At 60.4% G+C, this 19597-nt stretch carries 15 protein-coding genes; 11 read left to right on the top strand and 4 right to left on the bottom strand.

Features of this window, described 5'->3' with window-relative positions; all coding sequences use genetic code 11:
• The first annotated feature begins 1 nt into the window (after nucleotide 1).
• From EEQ99_RS04130 to EEQ99_RS04115, 4 genes are all read left to right on the top strand, one after another.
• Nucleotides 2-991 (top strand): ABC transporter ATP-binding protein, encoded by a 990-nt coding sequence (locus tag EEQ99_RS04130; protein ID WP_127430036.1) that lies wholly within the window; start codon nucleotides 2-4, stop codon nucleotides 989-991.
• Nucleotides 988-1800: an ABC transporter ATP-binding protein gene (locus EEQ99_RS04125; protein ID WP_127430035.1), complete on the top strand. Its 813-nt coding sequence runs from the start codon at nucleotides 988-990 to the stop codon at nucleotides 1798-1800. The genes EEQ99_RS04130 and EEQ99_RS04125 overlap by 4 nt, the downstream gene beginning before the upstream one ends.
• A gap of 95 nt (nucleotides 1801-1895) precedes the next feature.
• Nucleotides 1896-4124 (top strand): bifunctional diguanylate cyclase/phosphodiesterase, encoded by a 2229-nt coding sequence (locus tag EEQ99_RS04120; protein ID WP_127430034.1) that lies wholly within the window; start codon nucleotides 1896-1898, stop codon nucleotides 4122-4124.
• Nucleotides 4125-4349: 225 nt separating this feature from the next.
• Nucleotides 4350-4628 (top strand): hypothetical protein, encoded by a 279-nt coding sequence (locus tag EEQ99_RS04115; RefSeq protein ID WP_047612826.1) that lies wholly within the window; start codon nucleotides 4350-4352, stop codon nucleotides 4626-4628.
• A gap of 236 nt (nucleotides 4629-4864) precedes the next feature.
• Here EEQ99_RS04115 and EEQ99_RS04110 read toward each other — a convergent pair whose 3' ends face one another.
• From EEQ99_RS04110 to EEQ99_RS04100, 3 genes are all read right to left on the bottom strand, one after another.
• On the bottom strand, nucleotides 4865-6958 hold the full coding sequence (locus EEQ99_RS04110) for a carboxy terminal-processing peptidase (RefSeq protein WP_063476001.1): 2094 nt from the start codon (nucleotides 6956-6958) through the stop codon (nucleotides 4865-4867).
• A gap of 258 nt (nucleotides 6959-7216) precedes the next feature.
• Nucleotides 7217-7681, bottom strand: a complete 465-nt coding sequence (locus EEQ99_RS04105; RefSeq protein ID WP_063476000.1) for an NUDIX hydrolase — start codon at nucleotides 7679-7681, stop codon at nucleotides 7217-7219.
• A gap of 101 nt (nucleotides 7682-7782) precedes the next feature.
• The gene (locus tag EEQ99_RS04100; protein WP_063475999.1) at nucleotides 7783-9000 is read right to left on the bottom strand and encodes a flavin monoamine oxidase family protein; all 1218 of its coding nucleotides are present in this window, start codon (nucleotides 8998-9000) and stop codon (nucleotides 7783-7785) included.
• Between the two features lie 100 nt (nucleotides 9001-9100).
• On the opposite strand from EEQ99_RS04100, the gene EEQ99_RS04095 reads away from it, so the two are divergent.
• A complete protein-coding gene (locus EEQ99_RS04095) occupies nucleotides 9101-10642 on the top strand; it encodes a cation:proton antiporter (RefSeq protein ID WP_047612815.1) in 1542 nt (513 codons plus the stop codon).
• Between the two features lie 304 nt (nucleotides 10643-10946).
• Complete coding sequence (locus tag EEQ99_RS04090) at nucleotides 10947-11252, top strand: hypothetical protein (protein WP_047612813.1); 306 nt, start codon at nucleotides 10947-10949, stop codon at nucleotides 11250-11252.
• Between the two features lie 102 nt (nucleotides 11253-11354).
• Here the strand turns inward: EEQ99_RS04090 and EEQ99_RS04085 are convergent, their stop codons facing one another.
• Nucleotides 11355-12251 (bottom strand): GGDEF domain-containing protein, encoded by an 897-nt coding sequence (locus tag EEQ99_RS04085; protein ID WP_127430156.1) that lies wholly within the window; start codon nucleotides 12249-12251, stop codon nucleotides 11355-11357.
• A gap of 204 nt (nucleotides 12252-12455) precedes the next feature.
• Between EEQ99_RS04085 and EEQ99_RS04080 the strand changes: the two genes are divergently transcribed.
• The 5 genes from EEQ99_RS04080 (at nucleotide 12456) to EEQ99_RS04060 (ending at nucleotide 19586) form a co-directional block, all read left to right on the top strand.
• Nucleotides 12456-12890, top strand: coding sequence for a hypothetical protein (locus EEQ99_RS04080; RefSeq protein ID WP_097543488.1), 435 nt, complete (start codon nucleotides 12456-12458; stop codon nucleotides 12888-12890).
• Between the two features lie 505 nt (nucleotides 12891-13395).
• The gene (locus EEQ99_RS04075) at nucleotides 13396-16380 is read left to right on the top strand and encodes an ATP-binding protein (RefSeq protein ID WP_127430033.1); all 2985 of its coding nucleotides are present in this window, start codon (nucleotides 13396-13398) and stop codon (nucleotides 16378-16380) included.
• A gap of 16 nt (nucleotides 16381-16396) precedes the next feature.
• Nucleotides 16397-17554, top strand: a complete 1158-nt coding sequence (locus EEQ99_RS04070) for a YcaO-like family protein (protein ID WP_088930363.1) — start codon at nucleotides 16397-16399, stop codon at nucleotides 17552-17554.
• Complete coding sequence (locus EEQ99_RS04065; RefSeq protein ID WP_127430032.1) at nucleotides 17544-18311, top strand: TfuA-like protein; 768 nt, start codon at nucleotides 17544-17546, stop codon at nucleotides 18309-18311. Before EEQ99_RS04070 ends, EEQ99_RS04065 begins: the two co-directional genes overlap by 11 nt.
• Before the next feature lie 66 nt (nucleotides 18312-18377).
• Nucleotides 18378-19586, top strand: coding sequence for a gluzincin family metallopeptidase (locus EEQ99_RS04060; RefSeq protein WP_373289064.1), 1209 nt, complete (start codon nucleotides 18378-18380; stop codon nucleotides 19584-19586).
• The last annotated feature ends 11 nt before the right edge of the window (nucleotides 19587-19597 follow it).

Below are 19597 nucleotides of genomic sequence, written 5' to 3'. Positions count from 1 at the left end.
TATGGATCCTTTGGTCGAAATTGAGAATCTGAAAGCCTATTACCGTGCCTTCCTCTACGGCGTCGATCGCGAGGTGCGCGCCGTCGACGATATCAGCCTGACGATCGCCCGCGGCGAGGTCTATGGCGTTGCCGGCGAATCGAGCAGCGGCAAGACGACCTTGATCAAGACCATCGCCGGCGCGATCCGGCCGCCGCTCCGGGTCGTCTCGGGAAAGGTGACATTCCATTTCGACGGCGGCACCCAGGATATCTATGCAATGAGGCCGGAGGAGCGCCTGGCTCTGCGCTGGCGGCATCTGTCCTATATCATGCAGGGTTCGATGAATGTGCTCAATCCGGTGCGCCGGATCCGTCATTCCTTCACCGATTTCGCCTTTCGCCACATGAAGGTCGGCAGGAATGAGTTTTTCGAAAGGGTCGCCACCCATCTGCAACGGCTGAAGCTGGATCCGCATCTGCTCGACGCCTATCCCCACGAGCTCTCCGGCGGCATGCGCCAGCGCATGACCATTGCGCTTGCCACGATCCTGACACCGGAATTCATCATCGCCGACGAACCGACGACCGCGCTCGACGTGATCGTTCAGCGCGACGTCCTATCGATGATCCGCGAAATCCAACGCGAGATGGGTTCGTCCTTCCTGTTCGTCACCCATGATATGGGGGTTCATGCGACGGTCTCCGACCGCATCGGCATTGTCTATGCCGGGCGTCTTGTCGAGGAGGCGCCGACCGCCAAACTCTTCAACAAACCGCTCCACCCCTATACGCAGCACCTCGTCGGCAGCCTGCCGCGCATCGGTGATGCGACGGCCCGCCCTTCGCTGGAGGGTCGTCCGCCGAACCTCGCCATGCCGCCGGAAGGCTGCCGGTTTCACCCGCGCTGTCCCAAGCGCATGGAGATCTGCTCGCAGAAGGTTCCGCCGCTGGTCACCGTCGAGCCGCAGCGGCGCGTGGCGTGTTTTGCCGTTACGGGAGATCAGGTTTGACCGCTCTTCTTCGTCTCTCGCATGTCACGAAAGTCTACCGGCAGGGCGGCATGCTCGGCCGGCGCCTGATCACGGCGGTCAAGGACGTCAGCTTCGAACTTGGAGCGGAGCCGGAGATCCTGTCGATCGTCGGCGAATCCGGCTCGGGAAAATCGACGATCGCGGCAATGATCCTCGGCCAGACCGAACCGACGGAAGGCGAGCTTCAATTCAGCGGCAGGACCGTTGCCATCCATAGCAGGTCCGAACGCAAGGCTTTCATGAAAGAGGTCCAGCCGGTGCTGCAAAACCCCTTCGAAGCCTTCAATCCGCTGAAACGTGTCGACCGTTATCTCTTCGAGACGGCCCTCAATTTTTCATTCTCGGGAAAACGGCCGGACCGGCAGCAGGCGGAGCGGATGGCGGATGCCGCGCTCGTCCATGTCGGCCTGACCCTTGAAGAAGTGAAAGGCCGGTTTCCCCACGAATTGTCGGGCGGCCAGCTTCAGCGCGTCGCCATCGCCCGGGCGCTGATCCCGCAACCCCGCCTGCTGGTGGCCGATGAACCGGTCTCCATGGTCGACGCATCACTGCGCATGGCCATCGTCAACCTCTTTGGCCGCCTGAAAAACGAGCTCGGTCTTTCCATCGTCTACATCACCCACGACCTCGCCACCGCCTATTACATCAGCGACAACATCATCATCATGCGCAAAGGCGAAATCGTCGAACGCGGACAGGCCCGCCCCGTCCTGGACAACCCGCAGCATCCCTACTCGCGCGCGCTCAGGGACGCGGTGCTGGCCGCCGATTTCAGTCCGGCGACCTAAGCAGGCGGCTTTCCTTCATAGGGCGCCGGCGAGTTTAGCGTTGCCTTAAAGAAACCGTGCAAGGATGAGTGTCTGTCATCCACGCCGGCAACCTGATGAAGTTTCGAAGAAATCTCGCTCGCTCCGCAATAAGCCATACCAGCGCATTCGCTCCCGCAATATTTGCGGCGATTATTGCAGCAATCGTCGTCTGGGTGGCAACGAACTGGCGGCTGGAGCGATCGCTGGCCGAGGAACGTTCGATCGTCGCCGGCGATCTTGCCACCATATCCTCCCGACTTCAGACGAACCTCAACAGCAATGTGAAGCTGTTGCAGGGGTTGGCGGCCGGCATCGCAGTCAATCCGGAGATGGGCCAGAACGGATTTTCCAAACTCGCCGCGCAGATCCTGCAGCCCGATTCACAATTGCGAAGCTTCGCCGCCGCGCCCGACATGGTGGTCAGGTGGGTCTATCCGGAGAAGGGAAACGAAAAGGCCATCGGGCTCGACTACCGCACCAATGAGAAGCAACGGGCTGCCGCGATGCTGGCGCGCAACACCCACAATATCGTTCTCACAGGCCCGGTGGAGCTTGTCCAAGGTGGAACCGCTTTCGTGGTCCGGTACCCAATTTACATCACTGAGGGAAAAAGCCAGATTTTTTGGGGACTGCTTTCCGGCATCATCGACATACCAAGGCTCTACCAGGAAAGCGGTCTTGGTTCGACCGAGCTTGAACTCGCCATCAGCACCGTGCCGGAGCCGAACGAGCCCAAACAGGTCTTTTTCGGCAGCATGGCAACCTTTTCCAGGAAGCCGGTCCTGGCATCCGTCGATATGACCTATGGCCGTTGGACCCTCGCCGCACTGCCGAAGCGCGGATGGGGCCAAAAGAGCGGGATCGGCATTTTTGAGTTCTACGCGAGCCTGCTGTCACTATGTGTCGTTGCACCGATCGTCTGGATCGGCTTTCTGACCAAATCGCGCCAAAGAACGATCGAAAAGCTTCGCCTTCACAAGAAAAAGCTCGTTCGGGCCCGGCAGAGGCTGGAGTTCCTGTCCTTGCATGACGCATTGACGGGGCTTCCCAATCGACGATTTGTCGACCGGATGATCGCGCAACCGCCGAGACCCCGTGCACAGGATTGTCTGATCCTCATTCATATCGACCTCGACCGGTTCAAGGAGATCAACGACACGAAAGGCCATGCCGGCGGTGACGCGGTCTTGCAGGGGACGGCTTCGCGCCTTGCCGATTTGGCTGGTCCAGACGACGTTGCGGCTCGGATCGGTGGAGATGAGTTCATCTTCGCCAGCTGGAGCGCCGATCCGGAGCCGAAGGCAAACGCATTGGCCCGGCAGATTGTCGAGACCCTCGAGCAACCTCTCTTCATTGACGGTATGGCGTGCGTTGTCGGGGCAAGCGTCGGCGTCGCCTGGGAGACCGATCTCGGGCGGGACCTCGGCCAATTGCTCCTCGATGCCGATCTGGCCCTGTACGAGGCGAAGAAGGCGGGCCGCGGCCGCGCGGCGGTGTTTACCGAAGAGCTTCGTAGCGCCGCGATCCATTCGAAAGAACTGGCGGACGAATTCAATCACGCGCTCGATCGCGATGAACTCGTTGCATTCTTCCAGCCGCAGTTCGATGCCAGCACATTGGCCATTGCCGGCGTCGAGACGCTTGCCCGTTGGGACCACCCGCAAAAGGGCCTGCTCGCCCCGATCAGATTTCTCGACGTCGCGGAAAAGCTGGGGCGTAGCGGCGACATGGACAGGCTGATCCTGCAAAAGGCCCTGTTCGAGCTGACGAGATGGGACAGCCTGGGAATGCAAATCCCCCGTGTCTCAGTCAATATTTCAGCGCGCCGACTGGCGCAGGCAAATCTGCTTGCCGAGCTGTCCGAGCTTCCCATCGCCAAGGGTCGCCTGTGTTTCGAGCTGCTCGAGACGATCTCCTTCAACGATCTTCAACCTGTTCTCAACGAGATCATTCCAGCCGTCAAAAAGCTCGGCATCGAAATCGAGATCGACGACTTCGGCACCGAACATGCCAGCATCGTCAGTCTGCTTCGATTTGAGCCGCGACGGCTGAAGATCGATCGCGAGATCATCAAGCCGATCATCGCGTCTCCATCGCAGCGCCGTCTGGTCTCCTCGATTATCGAAATCGGCCGATCACAGAACATCGACATCGTTGCAGAGGGCGTGGAGACGATGGAGCATGCGAAGATCCTGAAAGATCTCGGCTGTCATATACTGCAAGGATATGCGCTGGCACGGCCCATGACCTCGGAACAATTGATTGAATTTTGCCGCGACTCGCACGCGTTGCAGTCCGGTTGATCAGTTACGGTCGGCCTGCACGACTATTCCTCTGACGCAGATTCATCAGGTTCCGGAAAGCGTCATCGCGCGGAGATACCGTGGTCGTCGTCCATGAAGGACCATGAGCGTGCCCAACAGAGACATCGTCACCGTCGCGCAGCCCGAGACGACGGATGGCGACGCTGACGCAGTGGAACCGGCTGTCTCTTGAGGTGTTTCTCCCGATCAACAGGGAGCTTCCAAATGACCTACGTCGCATCGCCAAGCTACGATCGTAACGACGCCAGCCGCGCGTCCAACCTCCGTCAGTGTCTCGAGACTGCCAGACGCCACCTGAATGAGACTTCACACAATTCGGAAACCGAGAAAATCGAGAGGCTCGTGGCTTCGGCCATCGAGGCGGGTTGGGAAGAGGATGAAGTGCGCCAGGCACTGAGCGGCGGCGAGGAGCAAGGAAACAAGACGCCGAAGCAGGAACGACCTGTCCCGACTATGGGCGTGGTTCCATCGTCATCCTTCTAGCGCATCGGCCCGAAAATCCGATTTTCGGAAAGCACGATGCGAGGATTGAAAGTGTTGGAGCGCCGTGCCTCCTTTTGGACGCACGGCGCTCTAACGAGGGGCATCAGCCACAGTTCCAGGCTTGTTCCTGGATTGGGACTGACGCCGTCATCAACAGCAATTGGCTGATGCGGACGTGCTAACCCGGTCCAGGAGGAGGAAGTTCGCAGTGCCTTATGTCTTCCGTCCGCATTCCCTTATTGTTTGGTGGCTGCCTTGAGCACGCCTTGCTGCAAATCCGCCTCGTCGGCAAGAATGGCGGCTGCCTCGTTGAGCAGGACGTCCTTGGCGTTCTTGCGGGCATTCTCGATGGCAATATCGGCGCTCAGGCTGCGCTCGCCTGCCTCCAGGCCATCATCGCCAAGGTCCTCGCCATCCCCTGCTTCGGCTCGATCCTTGAGCCGTTTCTCGCGAGCCGCCGCTTCTTTGCGACGTTCGGCTTCGTTGAGGGAAATGACCCCTTTTTCGCGCTGCGCCTTGAGGTCGGCAATGTCTTTCACCAGGCGCTGGAAGTCCGGATCGGTCTTGACCCGCGCATCATGGCGGCTTTGCAATGCCGGAAGCAATGTCGCGACTGTCTCGGCACGCGGGTATTTCGCGGGCTTGATCTCAGCCCACGGCAGCGCATTGTCATAACTGGTCTCGCCGAAAGCAGTCGGATCGGACAATCCCGGCAGGCTGAGATCAGGCGTCACGCCATGCAGCTGCGTCGTGCCACCATTGACCCGGAAGAACTGGGCAATCGTCACTTTCAGCTCGCCGAATTCGGGTTTGCTATTGTGCACGATCTGGTCGAGATCGACGACCGTCTGAACGGTGCCCTTGCCGAAACTGGGTTCGCCGACGATCACGCCGCGACCATAGTCCTGGATTGCCGCGGCAAAAATCTCCGAAGCCGAGGCCGAGCCGCGATTGATCAGGACACCCATCGGGCCTGTCCAGACAGGCGCTGCAAGATCGGCGCTTTTGACCTCGACCTTGCCGTCGCTGCCGCGTTGCTGAACGACCGGCCCCTTGCCGATGAACAGACCGGTCAAATCGATCGCCTCGTCCAATGAACCGCCGCCATTGTTGCGCAGATCAATGAGAACGCTGTCGACCTTTTCGTCCTTCAACTCGCCGAGAAGCTTGGCGACATCGCGGCTTGCGCTTTTGTAATCCTTGTCGCCCTTCCGCTTGGCGTCGAAATCCTCATAGAAGACCGGCAGCGTGATAATCCCGATTTTGCGCGTGGCATCGCCCGCCTTGACGGAGAGTACGGTCTTCCTGGCTGCCTGCTTGTCGAGGGTGATCTTATCGCGCACCAGGCTGATGACGCGATGCGTGCCATCGGCTCCGGCATCGGCCGGCAGGATATCCAGCCGCACGACGGAGCCTTTTTTGCCGCGGATCATCTGCACGACTTCATCAAGGCGGGTGCCCACCACTTCCTTGATCGCCCCATCCTTGCCTTGGCCGACGCCGGTAATGCGGTCTCCGACCGCAAGCTTGCCGGAGAGCTGCGCCGGTCCGCCGGGCACGAGCTCACGGATCGTCGTGTAGTCGTCGCGCTCCTGCAGCACGGCGCCGATGCCAAAAAGCGAAAGCTTCATCGAGACGTTGAAATCGGCCGAAGCGGCCGCGCCGAAATAGTCGGTGTGCGGATCGATCGACGTCGAATAGGCGTCCATGAACGACTGGAACACGTCGTCGCTTTTAAACTTGTAAGCGCGCTCGAGCGTGTTTTCATATCGTTTGTCGAGTGTTTCGCGAATGGCCGCATCGGTCTTGCCGCCGAGCTTCAGCCGCAGCCAATCGCTTTTGACGCGCTTGCGCCAAAGCTCGTTGCTCTCGGCATCCGATTGCGGCCACGGCGCCTTATCGCGCAGCACCGAAAAATCTTCCTGCGCACTGAAATCGAAGCCCTGCTTCAGCAGGCCGCGCGCATAGGTCATGCGGTCGACGACGCGCTGTTCATAGGCGTTGAAAATCGCAAACGGGATTTTCAGGTCCTGCTTTTCGATCGCATCGTCGATCTCGTTGCGATCGGCCATGAACCTGTCGACATCGGCCTGCAGGAAGAGCATGCGGTCCGGATCGAGCGACTTGATGAACCCATCCATGACCTTGGCCGACAAGGCATCGTCGAGCGGAACGGGCTTATAGCTATACCGCGACAGGAATTGCGCGCTCAACTCAGCGGCCTGCGCCTGCCGCTTCAGCGGCTCCAAGACCGGCGGCGACGCGACTTCAGCATAGGCGGCCTGTGCGAGTGCAAGAAATGCACTGAGAAAAACGTAGTGTATGCGCATCCAGCGTCGATCCAATTCTTCATGCCTGTGGTCGATGTGTGATCTATGTGAGGCAATCATGGTTTTTTGGCAACCGGGTGGCAAATGGGATGGCTGAAAAGCCGCGGATTGCGGATCGCAGCTCCAATTTTCTCGATCTGATTCAGATGGCGGCGATTGTCGCATGCCGGCGGCCTCCAGAAGCAATTCATGGCTGCTGCGTGATTCACCCATAAGTGCGGCGAGGCGGGCCTCTGAAGCTGGAATTTGCGGGGCCGGTCACTCAAGATGCGTCAGGAGGTCGACGACCATCGGTCGCTGTCCTTTCAACAGTTTAAGCGTTGCGTCGGCTAAGGAAAACCAACCCGCGCGATCAACCTCCGGAAAGCTTCTTACCTGGCCCGACCTTGGCGGCCATTCCATTTGAAATTCGGAACTCCGAATCGCGTTCACATCCAGGACTGGATCAGCTTCGATCGACCACACGACGACAATCTTGCCGCCAGATTGCCGGTATTCGCCAAGCGGTCTGAATATGCCATCGATTGTTACACCAAGCTCTTCGGCAGCTTCCCTTTTCGCAGCCGCGAGTGCGTCCTCTCCAGGCTCGACCAATCCTTTAGGGATCGACCAGGCAGCCTCGTCTTTCTTCGCCCAGTAAGGTCCGCCCGGATGGACGAGAAGGACTTCGTAATTCTCGGAAGCGCGCCGGTATATGAGAAGTCCGGCGCTACGGATTGCCATTGCGTTATCCTCTCGCGTTGGTGGCGCGGCCATTTCGGGTGTAGGGCCGGCTCTCCCATCAACAAAGCGAACGAAGTTCGCCCTTCTATGTCACGAGGGCATTAAACTGCTGCGGCCTGGTCGGCAGCCCGCAATCCGCTTTGCCACGCACCATGGGCTGTCGAGAAGTCGGACTGATGCGTCGCCTCGCCGGCGAAAAACAGCCGGTCGCCGACGGGACGCGCCAAGACTGCGCGTGCGCCCGCATGGCCGGGCAGCGCATGGCTGTAGGAGCCGCCTATCCAATCGGTATGACACCAGGAAGAGGCTGCCAGGGGCCGCAGGTGGTGACGAATATTGCTCCCGAGCAGCGACGACAGCTGGTCCAGGGCGAAGGCGAATGCTTCCAGTAAACCCGCGCGTTCGATGACGACGGCGCCATTTCCGCCAAAGAAGCCTTCGACGACCGGCCGGCCGAGCGGGCGGATATAATAGCTGCCGGTCTCAGCATTTCGCGGGTCGCCGAGCAGATGGGTTTCCGGCTCCAGACCATGATTGCCATGGAGTTCCAAAAACAGCTTGTCTGCGAGGCCAAGCGGCAGCTGACTTGCGGCGTGGAGGTGATCGTCGGCCTCCGGGTCGAAGATAATGGCTCCGCGGGCTAGAACGTTGGTCGATGACGTGATGATTGCCGCACCGGATGTGACAGGACCGCGGTCGGTCTCCAGCTGGACGCCGTTCGCGGTCAAGGTCACGGCTCGAACGGGCGTCGAAAGGCGCAAGGCCACGTTGGGAACGGCGGCGCTGATCAGACTTCCGTAGCCTTCCCGCACGCGCCAATTGGCATCGGTTGCCGCATTGTCATAGGCAAGAAAGTCAGAGACCGAGAGCCGATCGAGCGGTGCGCCGTTCAGATATCCGCTGAGCGACTGGCAGTAGGCGTTCCATTCGCCGCCCGACTCCAGCGCGTCCGAAGCCCTGTCGCTGGCGGGAGGATTGACGCGCATCCGCTCCTCAAGCGCGTTCCATGCAGTCGCCGCAGCCGCCCGCTCATCCGGCGTGAAGCCGAGATTGCGCCACTGGCTTTGCCACGCCGTGCGCCCGCGCTCGATAGTGAACCCGGCTGCACGGCCAATGGCGACGAGAGGATTGCGCTCGGCAGAATGCAGCCAGCCGCAACCCATATCCAGCGGCATCCCGGCCATTTCGATTGTCCAGGCGCGTCCACCCACGCGGTTGCTGGCTTCCAGGATGACGACCGAGCGGCCGGCATCGACCAGCTTTTTTGCTGCTGCAATGCCGGCCGCGCCAGCGCCGACAACAGCAACCTCGTAATCCATCGTCGCCCTCCGCCGCTGCGTCGCCAGCTTGATACGACACAAGCTTTACATCTAGGCTGCACCCGCTTCAACGGGCCCGAAAGCCTGCTAGTATGCTGACATGACATTCTTCGAAACACTTGTTGCATTGCTGGCGGTTGCCATCCTGCTGCTGCAGGTGACGCGCCGCATGCGGCTGCCCTACCCGGGCATTCTGGCTGCCGCCGGCGTCGCCGTGGCAATGCTGCCTGGCGCGCCGACGATCCCGATTGATCCGCCGACGGCGCTCGCCTTGTTCATCGCCCCCGTCCTTGTCGACTCGGCCTATGACTTCCCGGTGGGTGCGGCGCGGCGCATGCTGCTGCCGCTGTTCTTCTATGCCGTCGTCGCCGTTCTCGTCACGACAGGTGTCGTCGTGTCGATCAGCATGCTGACTGTCGGGCTTCCGATTGCGGTTGCGGTCACGCTGGGCGCAATCGTCGCGCCACCTGATGCGGCAGCCGCCACGGCGGTCCTTTCCAATTTGCCCGTCGCCCGCCGTGTGGATGCCCTGCTCAAGGGAGAAAGCCTGTTCAACGACGCGACCGCGCTGCTGCTTTTCGGGGCCGCGCTCACTGTCCAAGCGCGGGGCGGGCTGGATGCCGGGACGGCGCTTCAGGTGGCTATCGCCGCACCGGGAGGGATCCTATTCGGCATCGCTTTCGGCTTTGTCGTCTCGCGGCTTCGACCGATAACCGAAAACACCGTCGGCGGGACCCTGTTTCAATTCGTCTACGCATTTTCGACCTGGCTGATCGCCGAGCATCTGCACCTGTCGGCCGTCCTTGCCACCGTGGCGAGCGCAATGACCATCGCCACCCTTTCTTCGGTCGAGGATTCGCCACGCATGCGGGTGCATTCCTTCGCGGTCTGGACGACGGTCGTGTTCCTCTTGAACGTGGTGGCTTTCCTGCTGATGGGGCTGCAGGCGCGCCGCATCCTTGAGGCGATGTCGGCTGAAGAGCTTCAGCGGGCGGTGGGATTTGCCGCGATCGTGGTGGTCGGCGTCATCCTGGCGCGCATGGCGATGGCGTTCCTGTTTCACGCCGTCGTTGCGACCCGTCACCGGCGCGGCCGTGAATTGGCGCCTTTCACATCCGGGGAAACCTTGCTGGTGGGTTGGGCCGGTATGCGCGGCCTTGTTACGCTGGCGACGGCATTCGCACTCCCTGCCGACTTTCCCGAGCGAGACCTGGTCGTGCTCACGGCTTTCGCGGTGGTGCTTGCAACCCTGGTCATTCAAGGGGCGACCCTGGCACCGATGATCCATCTCCTGAAACTCGGTCGGCAGGCAGAAGTGCGCGATGAACTCAAGGCGGCCCGCTTGTCGCTCGCCGAGGCCGCCTTTCAGCGGCTTGAGAAGGAAAGCGGTACTGAAGCCGAAGCGATCCGGACGATCTGCAAGGATCATTGGACAGCATCCACCGATGCGGCCAGAACCTCGCCGCTCAATCGGCGCCGTGACCTGACCATCGCAGCCGTTCTCGCCCAGCGCCAGCGCCTCGAGGAATTGCGCGATACAGACCAGATCGGTGCGACGCAATATCTCGAGTTGCAGGAGGACCTTGACTGGAAGCAGCTCTCCATCGGCTCAGATGAGGATCGCCGCATCACAGAAAGCTAGATCTGACCAGGCAGTGGTCGACACCAGGACAATCAACGGTTCCCTGATAGCGAACGGGGGTCGGATGGTCCCTTGCCGTCCCCTCTATTGGAAAGCGGCGCCATTCTCAAACACAAGCCTCGCAGTCGTTGCTACCGCTGGGCTTCTTGACGGCCTCACCCGGGAGAAGCGCTTGGCTCTTCGTCATCAGCGCCTGCACTGTCAGTTCCTGCAGGCGTCGATGGGGATGGTTCTGCAAAGTTTGAGTTGACCGTTTTCGATCGTGAGGCGACAGTTGCACTTGAGAAAAGCAGGAGGAAAGACGATGGACGAGCCGGATCGCTGGCGCAATATGGCAAACGCTCCGAAAGACGGCAGCCGGATCCTCGTCACGATTCGCTCGTCCGAACAGGGGCCGGCGGAAGTTGACCTTGCCTATTGGACGAATGGCGATCAGTTCGGTGGAGAAGGCTGGCGCGCCTCTGATTCCTCGCCCGGACACATCATCGAATATGCCGAGCCGGAATTGAAGTGTTGGATGCCGATGCCCTCGGCCAACCTCGCCAGCAGCTCGATGCCCTCCCCCTGGGAAGGCGACGATGACCAGGAGCTTTACGGGTCGGGGATCTGACACATCGGGCCCGATTAAATTGGTTCCGGCCCCGGCGAACAGGGCCGGATCGTCGTCCGCCACGACTGCGTCAACCAGATTGGGGTTCAACCGCATAAGCGCCTAGGCTGCGCGCACCCTGTCCCGGCCGCTTAGCTTAGCCGCATAGAGTGCTTGATCGGCGCGTCGATAAAGATCCGACGTGCTGTCGGACGGGGCGCACCCGGCGATACCGGCAGAGCAGGTGTAGCTGAAGTCGGGTGACGCAGGCAGGGGCCGGGAAAACCGGATCACCGTCAACATGCGCTCGACGATGGCAATGGCGTCTTCCGTCTCGGTTGCCGGCATCACCAGAAGGAATTCTTCTCCGCCGACCCGCCCAAAACAATCGTTGCGGCGAACATTCTGATGAATGCGATGCGCAAAATCGCGCAGGACCTCATCTCCAGCGTGGTGGCCAAGGCGATCGTTGATGTATTTGAAGTTGTCGATGTCGAATACGGCAAGGCATCCGCTGCTGCCATGCTGGGCGGCCGCCAGCATGTCGTCGACGCGCGCCATCACGAAGCGGCGGTTGGCGACACCCGTGAGCTCGTCGGTGTAAGACGCCTTGATCGCCTGATCGCGATCTTGCCGGACAGTCCTGCCATGCGCGCGCAAACTGGTGATGTCGCTCGCAATGCACAGCATCCAACCGTTCTTCTGCACCGCCTCGGTCATCCAGAACCATCGGCCGTCCCACTGGTCCGTCTCGAAAGCGCGATAGCCGATCTTGCCGCGGCGCGACTGAGTCGAGCGCAGCCCCTCTTCGAAATTGCTCGTCCGAATGACTGTGCCTCGCTGCTGCTGGAAATTGCGCCGCATGAGATCCGGCCAGAGGGGCGTTTCATCCGGTTCGATGAAATAGGCCGAACGAAAGGCGCTGTTGGCGTATTGCAGCCGGTCATGACCATCATAGACCGCAATCAGCGTTTGCGTGCATGCAGAAAGGTGCAGAAGCTGTTCGAATATCTCGTCCATCCCGAACCCTGTCTGGTTGCCTCGGTATGACATGGCGCAGAGATCCTATGAGAAAAGAGCCTGTCAGCAAGCAAAAGACGCCTCCAGTGATTACGGAAGCGTCAACGAGCTGCCGGTCCCAATCGTGATTGGACATCGGCTGCCACCTGAGCGACGCTATCTTTGGGAGCGGACCATCTATTTTTCCGGAGATAGGAGGCCGAGATGGAACAGTACGCACTCGATCAGTTGAAAACCATTGCCAAGGTCAGCACGACCTGCACGCGCCTTGACATGACGCGGCGCGAACGGCTTGAGCGGTGGGCCGAAAGTCTCGACCGCAGCCCCAGGGCGTTTCTGAACACGCTTCACGAAACCGAATATAAGTCGATGGCGGAACGGCTTGCGCTGCGGGATGACGACACCCCGATCTCCGTTGCATTCGCTGACCCCATTCTGCGGGCGGCGGGAATGGAAAATGACAGCTATGGAGAGGCCAGGCGGTTCTTCGAGCTCAGCGACGAGCAATTGCACGGCCTTGTCTGCTTCTGCCATTTCGGTGAACACGTCAGCGCGGCAGTCATCGCTCGCCGCCTGCGAAAGATGGCGAGTTACAAACCAGGCGGGTTCTTCGCTCAGCTTCGTGCGTTCTTTGCCTGATTGAGGCTGAAGGCCATCTGGCGCTGCAAGGCCGGCGGTCGCCGCGGCGGGAAAAGGGCCGCCACGGCGACCGACGGGCCGCCGTTACTGGCAATCTCCGGTGGCCCGGCGGTGAACGTCGTCGTTGCCAAAAACCGGCGCGGTTCTTCGTAACCTGGCTGGCGGAATGCCAATGGCTGGGAATAGCGACGGGCGAGCCGTAGCGGCGGGGCCGGATTTTGATGTGCCTTCGGTCGGGCTGCTGCACGTTCAAGGAAAGGCGATGCAATGCGGCACGCCCATCTGGCCATCCCTTGAACGCCAAACCGTCCAATCTCACGCGCAAGGAAAAGATGGCGGGCCCGAAGCAATATGGCCGGGGCACGCGCATGCGTCGCGCTGACAAGAGGGCAGCCCATGATCAGGCCGCATAACGGATATATTGGCACCGCCGCACGAAAAGCTTGCATGCAAGCTATAAATCGGATGTCCTGAAAAAGGCTTCTGTGGTGTTGGGCGACTCCGAATGAAAACCCTCGACGCGCGAATTCGGTTTACAGGTGAGCGGCGACAGGTCACTGCCCTTTTCTATGACATTGTCGGCTCGACGGAGCTCTTATTGCGAAGCGAGCCGGAGAAATTCTTTCGTTCCGTCTCGGCATTACATCAGAATGCCGAAACGATCATAAAAAAACATGGAGGTTTTCTTCATCAACGGCTCGGTGATGGGGGATGCTGTTTCTTCGGATATCCCGACCAATCCGAAGATGCGGCTGAAAGTGCGGTGCAGGCTTCTTTGGAATTGTTAGGCATTGCAGCGAGCACCAAGGGCAAGGCGCGCACAGCTTTCAGGCTGCGGATCGGGGTTGCCACCGGTCTTGTCGTCTTCTCCGCGCAAGGAGACGAGATTGTTGGCACAGCACCGGTGCTGGCGGCTCGCTTGCAGGCAGAGGCCGAACCGAATTCCGTTCTGGTCGCAGATTCGACCGTTCAGCTCACCCGACACAATTTCGACTATAGCCTGGTGCGGAAGGCCAAACTCAAAGGCTTCGAAGAGCCGGTTGCGCTCTGGCGTCCGCAGGAACGTGATCGCTCAACGTCTGCGCTATCGCCATTCAGCGAATGGGATCGGCCGATAAGAGGCAGGGAAAGAGAACTTGCCGCTCTTTCGAGCGCCTGGAATTCAGCTCTCGATGGCAAGGGCAGTTCAATCACCGTGGTCGGAGAGGCGGGCATCGGCAAATCCAGACTGATCGGCGAATTCGCCCGCAGCCTGTCCCATACTTCGCACGAGACCCTGATCTTTCAGTGCGGCAGGCGCTTGGAGAGCCAGCCGCTGCACCCCTTTATGTCGTTTCTCGAGAGGCTTGTGGCCGAACCCTCTGTTCTGAAGAATGGCGATAGCGGGGCTTTCATGCAGGCCCTTCAAACATCCGGCCGAGCCTTAGGGGCAGACATCGTCGACACCATTCTCTCATTTACATCAGACCGATCGCCGGCGACCTCGCGCAATCTTCGCGTGTCGGATCTGTCGGGGCGGGCATTCAGGCGGAAGGTCATCGAAGCCGCTGCCGACATCCTGACCTGCAAGGCGACTGGCGTTCCGACGCTCCTCGTCTTTGAGGATGTCCACTGGGCTGACGGCATGACGTTGGAGGTGATCGATCGGCTTGAATCACTCGCAGGCACGTTGCCGATCCTCGTGGTTCAGACATCGAGGATCAGACGATCCCTGGCACTGGCGACCGAGATAGAATTATCCGGATTGGCCTCTGCGGCGGTTCGCGATCTCGTCGCCTCGGTCTGGCGTGAGCGCCCCCCGCCGGGCCTGTCCGATTTCATTCTGGATCAATGCGATGGCATGCCGCTCTACGCCGAAGAACTGGCCAACTTCTTCCTGGAAAGGCAACCCTTGGGCAAGGCCTTATCCGAATGGAAAGGGCTGCTTCTGGAAGGTGGCGTCAGCTCGCTGAATGATCTGCTTTCCGCCAGACTCGCGGCGACCGGTTCCGCACGACGGGCAGCGCAATTTGCGAGCGTCATCGGTCGCGAATTCAACATCTCGCTGCTCGCCTACCTTCTCGAAGGGGTCAGCCGGCAGACGGTGGAGATCGCGGTCGAGCGGCTTGTTTCCCAAGGCATCATCGAGCCCTCTGCCGACACGCCCGGCTCCTTTCAGTTCCGGCACGTACTCACCCAGGAAGCCGCCTATAGCAGCCTTCTCAAAAGCGACAGACGACGCATACACAAGCGGATCGCCGAACTCCTGATCGGAGAAGCAAAGCCCAGTCTGCCGGCTGCCATCGCTGCCTGGCAGTGCGCCGAAGCAGGCTTGCACGACGCCGCGGCCAGGTTTGGCCTGGCGGCGGCGGAGGCGAGCGTTCTGCGCTCCGCCATGCACGAGGCGAACGTATCGCTCGAACTCTGCGCGCAGGAGGTCGACAGGCTTTCCCGGCGCCATCCCGATCGCACCGAACTGGCATTGGGCCTGCTCGAACTTCAGGGGGTCGTTGCGACCGCGCTCGAGGGAGAGGGCTCGGAAAGCGCGCGCCGGGTCTATTCCCGCGCAATGCAGCGTCTGAGGAAACAGGCCTCGGCTGTCCGGTCGAAACATTTCCCGGTCTATTGGGGATGGTGGTTCACGGCACCCAACATTCTGACGCAGCAGTCTCGCGCGCGCATCCTCGTCGGCGACATGCAAACCGTCGAAGATCAGGAGACGCGGCTTCAATCCTATCACTGCGGATGGGCGACGAGCTTCCACGCCGGCGAGCACGAATTCTGTCTCGATTGCGTCGCCAAAGGGCTTGATCTCTACGATCCGGAAAGGGCGGTCAGAAACCGCGCCTTCTTCGGCGGACATGACGCCAGGGTCTGTGGCTTGGGCGAGAGCGCCCTGTCCTACCTGCTTCTCGACAATGCCGATGCCAGTGAACATGCGATCGGACAGTGTCTGGACTGGGCGGCCTCGACCGATCATGCCGGGAGCATGGTTCACGCGCTTTATTACGCCATCGTCCTTCGCCGCTGCCAAAGCCGATATGACGATGTCCATGACCTCGGCGAACAAATGCTGGCGCTTGCCGAGCGACACGGCCTCGCCGCCAGCCAGGCGCGCGCCAACATGTATTGCGGCTGGGCGGAGCTGATGACCTCGTTTGCCGAACGCGGCGAAGAGCGATTCCAACACGGTCTGCTGCTCCAGCAGCAATTGGGCACCGACGATAATTTTTCCATGCACAGCGACATGCATGCGCAGGTGCTGCAGCGGCTCGGCAAGCCTGCTGAGGCCCTGGCGACCATTCACAATGCGATCAACGTTGGCCGCAACAGCGGCCAACGGTTCTGGCTCGCCGAACTCTACCGCCTCAGCGCAAGACTGAGACATGGATTGGGAGACCGGCATTCCAAGGTCAGAAGCGATCTCGCACGTGCGATCCGGATAGCCGACGCGCAGGGAGCGGCATGGCTTCTGGCACGGGCCGAGCGGGATTTGGACGGCATTGGTTGAGGATCAGAGGGCGATCTTGCTGAACGGAGAACAACTCGAAAAAATGTTAGCGGCCCCGGTTCAGCCGCCGCGCGATCCATTGGAGACCGTTCGCCGAATTCTCGAGCGGAAGCGGGAATTCGGTATCACGAGGCTAGGTTCCATTACCGAACTTGACCGCATCGGAATCCCGGTTGCCCAAGTCGTAAGGCCGTTGTCGCGTTCGGTGAGCGTGAACCAGGGCAAGGGTCTCACTCACGGGCAGGCCGCCATCTCCGCTCTCATGGAATCGCTGGAAGGGTGGTCTTCGGAACGCATCCCCACCGAGCGGGTCGAACTGGCGGATTTCCGTTCCATGAACGGGCAAGGCTACTGGTCGCACCTCGCAGACGATGGGAAACGCAACGAGACACTCGCGTGGATCAAAGGCTGGGACCTCTTCTCGTCCCGGGCGGTGCCTGTACCGCTTGCCTTGGTTGACACCGCCTATACGATACCCTCCCCCCATCCCGCCTGGCTGCCGAGGAACACTACGGGCCTGGCGGCAGGAACAAGCTGGCGGGGGGCAATTGAGCATGCTTGTTTCGAAGCGCTCGAAAGACACGCGCGTTGTGCGGCGATGAAAATACCGCACTTCTTCGACCGTTATCAGCTGGACAGTCGTTCCGTTCTTGCCGGAGCCGCAGGGGAGATTGTCGGTCGACTACTTTCGGCGGGCTGTTCCGTAGGAATCTGGTCAATCCCGACGGAACACGGCCTCCCCGTCTACTGGTGTCACGTCATGGAGAGCGACCAACAGGCTCCTTTGGCCCCCTGGCCAGCGGAAGGCTTCGGCTGCGACCGGACCCACGACCGAGCGCTCGCCAAGGCGCTGCTGGAAGCATGTCAGTCCCGCCTCGGGATCATCTCGGCCGCGCGAGAGGACATGGCGGGACACATTTACCGCTACCAAGACGCTAGGGAACTATCAGCGTGGCGCCGGCGACTCGCCATCCGCGGATTGCCTTACCCGGCACCGGAAGCGGCTGACCTGAATACCGATCCATCGCCGCTGCCGGTGGAAGCATTGCGACGCGCGGGGGCAGAGGCCGTAATTGTCGTGGTACTGTTTTCCGATGAAACCATACCGCTCCATGTGGTGAGGGTTGTGACCCCTCCTCTCGAAACCGACCCGGAGTTCCAGAATGGGGTATGAGATCGTCGTGTTCCTCGGACCCACACTGAGCGTCGCAGACGCCAGGGAGCACCTGGATGCATTGTACCTCACACCTGTAGGCAACGGGGATATCGTGAGGGCGGTGATCGAACATGCTCCCAGCGCGATCGCAATCATCGACGGCGTGTTCGCCCAGTCCCCGGCGGTGCGCCACAAGGAAATCCTCTGGGCGATGTCGCGTGGCGTGCGCGTCTACGGAGCCTCCAGCATGGGTGCCGTGAGGGCCGCGGAACTGACGGAGTACGGGATGGGTGGATACGGCATGGTCTTCAGATGGTACCGCCGGACTTCGCTCGCCGACGATGCGGACGTGGCGGTCGCGATGGCCCCTGCGCAATTGGGCTCCTTTCCCCTCGGTGACGCCCTCATCGACATCAGGCTGACACTGAAAAAGGCCGTGCGTGAATGTATTATAGGGCGGCAACTTCAAGTGACGCTGGAAAGATTGGCGCGCTCCATTCACTATACGGAAAGAAGCTTCGGGAGGATTATTTCTGCTGCGGCCGAGCATGGCATGTCCAGTCAGGAACTCAGCGCCCTCGATATTTGGCTCGTGGACGGAAAACGGAAGCAGAAAGAAGACGACGCCATCGGTCTTCTTTCGCTCCTGTCGTCGAACAGTTTTGAAATGAAAAAACGCAGCGATCCTAGGGGCTTTGAACTGACAGAGGCTTTTGCTTACGATATGGAATACTACAATTTTGCGCATATATTATTCAACCTCCACCATCCTTGATAGTTTTCTAATATACAGTATAGTGTCCACTTCGCCTGGCAGGGGAAACGGGCGGTGGGGGCAACTGTGGATGCCATCGCAAATTCGGGCGACGCGGGACAGAAGGTGGTTTCCGACCCCCTGATCGGGACGCGTTTCCTGGTTTTCCCCCAGCCGCCGTTCATCCGTGGGTACGAGAAGCCGGAGGTTGTCTGGATTGGCCGCTCAGACGGGCCGATCCTGGCTGGCCCTTCCGACAACCGCATGTACGTGGCCGATCCGGTCGAACCAAAGCGACCATATGCCCTTCCTGACCTCCCACCCTACCCTGGGGTTCTGCGCCCCCCCGCCGAGCCGGGGCCGGACGGGCACTTCGACCATATACTCCCAGGATCGCCTGCCTTTCTTTCAGCCCACAGCTACGCTTGCTCCCGTCGCGTGCTGGATATCTGTGAGGGATACGTCGGACGGCGCATCGATTGGTTCTTCGAGCCGACCTACGACAGGCTGGAGATCGTGCCGCACATCCCCCGATGGGAAAACGCCCAGTCGGGATTCGGTTTTCTGGAACTGGGTGAGAGCGAACCACCGACGCCTACCTCCAGTTTTGCGTTGAACTTCGATGCGATCGCCCATGAGATGGGTCATCTCGTTCTGTTGGGCGAACTGGGCATTCCATACGGAGACGGCCAAGATGCCGACTTCTTCGCCTATCACGAGGCGGTCGCGGATTTCATATCACTTCTCGGCCTTCTGCACTTCGACACCGCCATCGATCGGCTCCTCCGGCGGACAGGCGGCAATCTTCTGATCCACAACGAACTCGATCGTTTCGCAGAGCTCAGCGACGAAAAGCAGCTCAGGTCGCTCAACAATTCGCTCAGGACCTCAGACGTCGGCGAAGATGTGCACGACAGGTCGAAGCCTTTCGCGGGAGCGATGTTCGACAGCCTTGTCGAAATATACCAGACGTTGCTTTTCGAAAGGGGCGTGACAGACCTCGATCCGCGCAGGTTCAGCAACCTGCGCCAGCAGATGGCCCCCGCACTGATCGAGGAGAACCTTCGGGATTCCAAGTACGACTACGAGAAGAGGCATTTTGCGAGCAAAGCCGCGCTGCAGGAGGCCAGGGATATCGTTGGGGAGGCGCTTGTCCGGTCATGGGCGCGCCTCGATCCCGACCGTCTGACATTCCAGGGTGCAGCGGAAGCGCTTCTGGAATCAGGCGACAACGGCCGCGCCCGTCCATACGTCAGGCAGATCGAAGACTGCATCAGATGGAGGCTAATATGCTGAAGGAGGCTGGA

Source organism: Rhizobium anhuiense (genome assembly GCF_003985145.1).
GTDB classification, from domain to species: domain Bacteria; phylum Pseudomonadota; class Alphaproteobacteria; order Rhizobiales; family Rhizobiaceae; genus Rhizobium; species Rhizobium anhuiense.
This window is presented reverse-complemented; position numbering and strand designations above follow the sequence as displayed.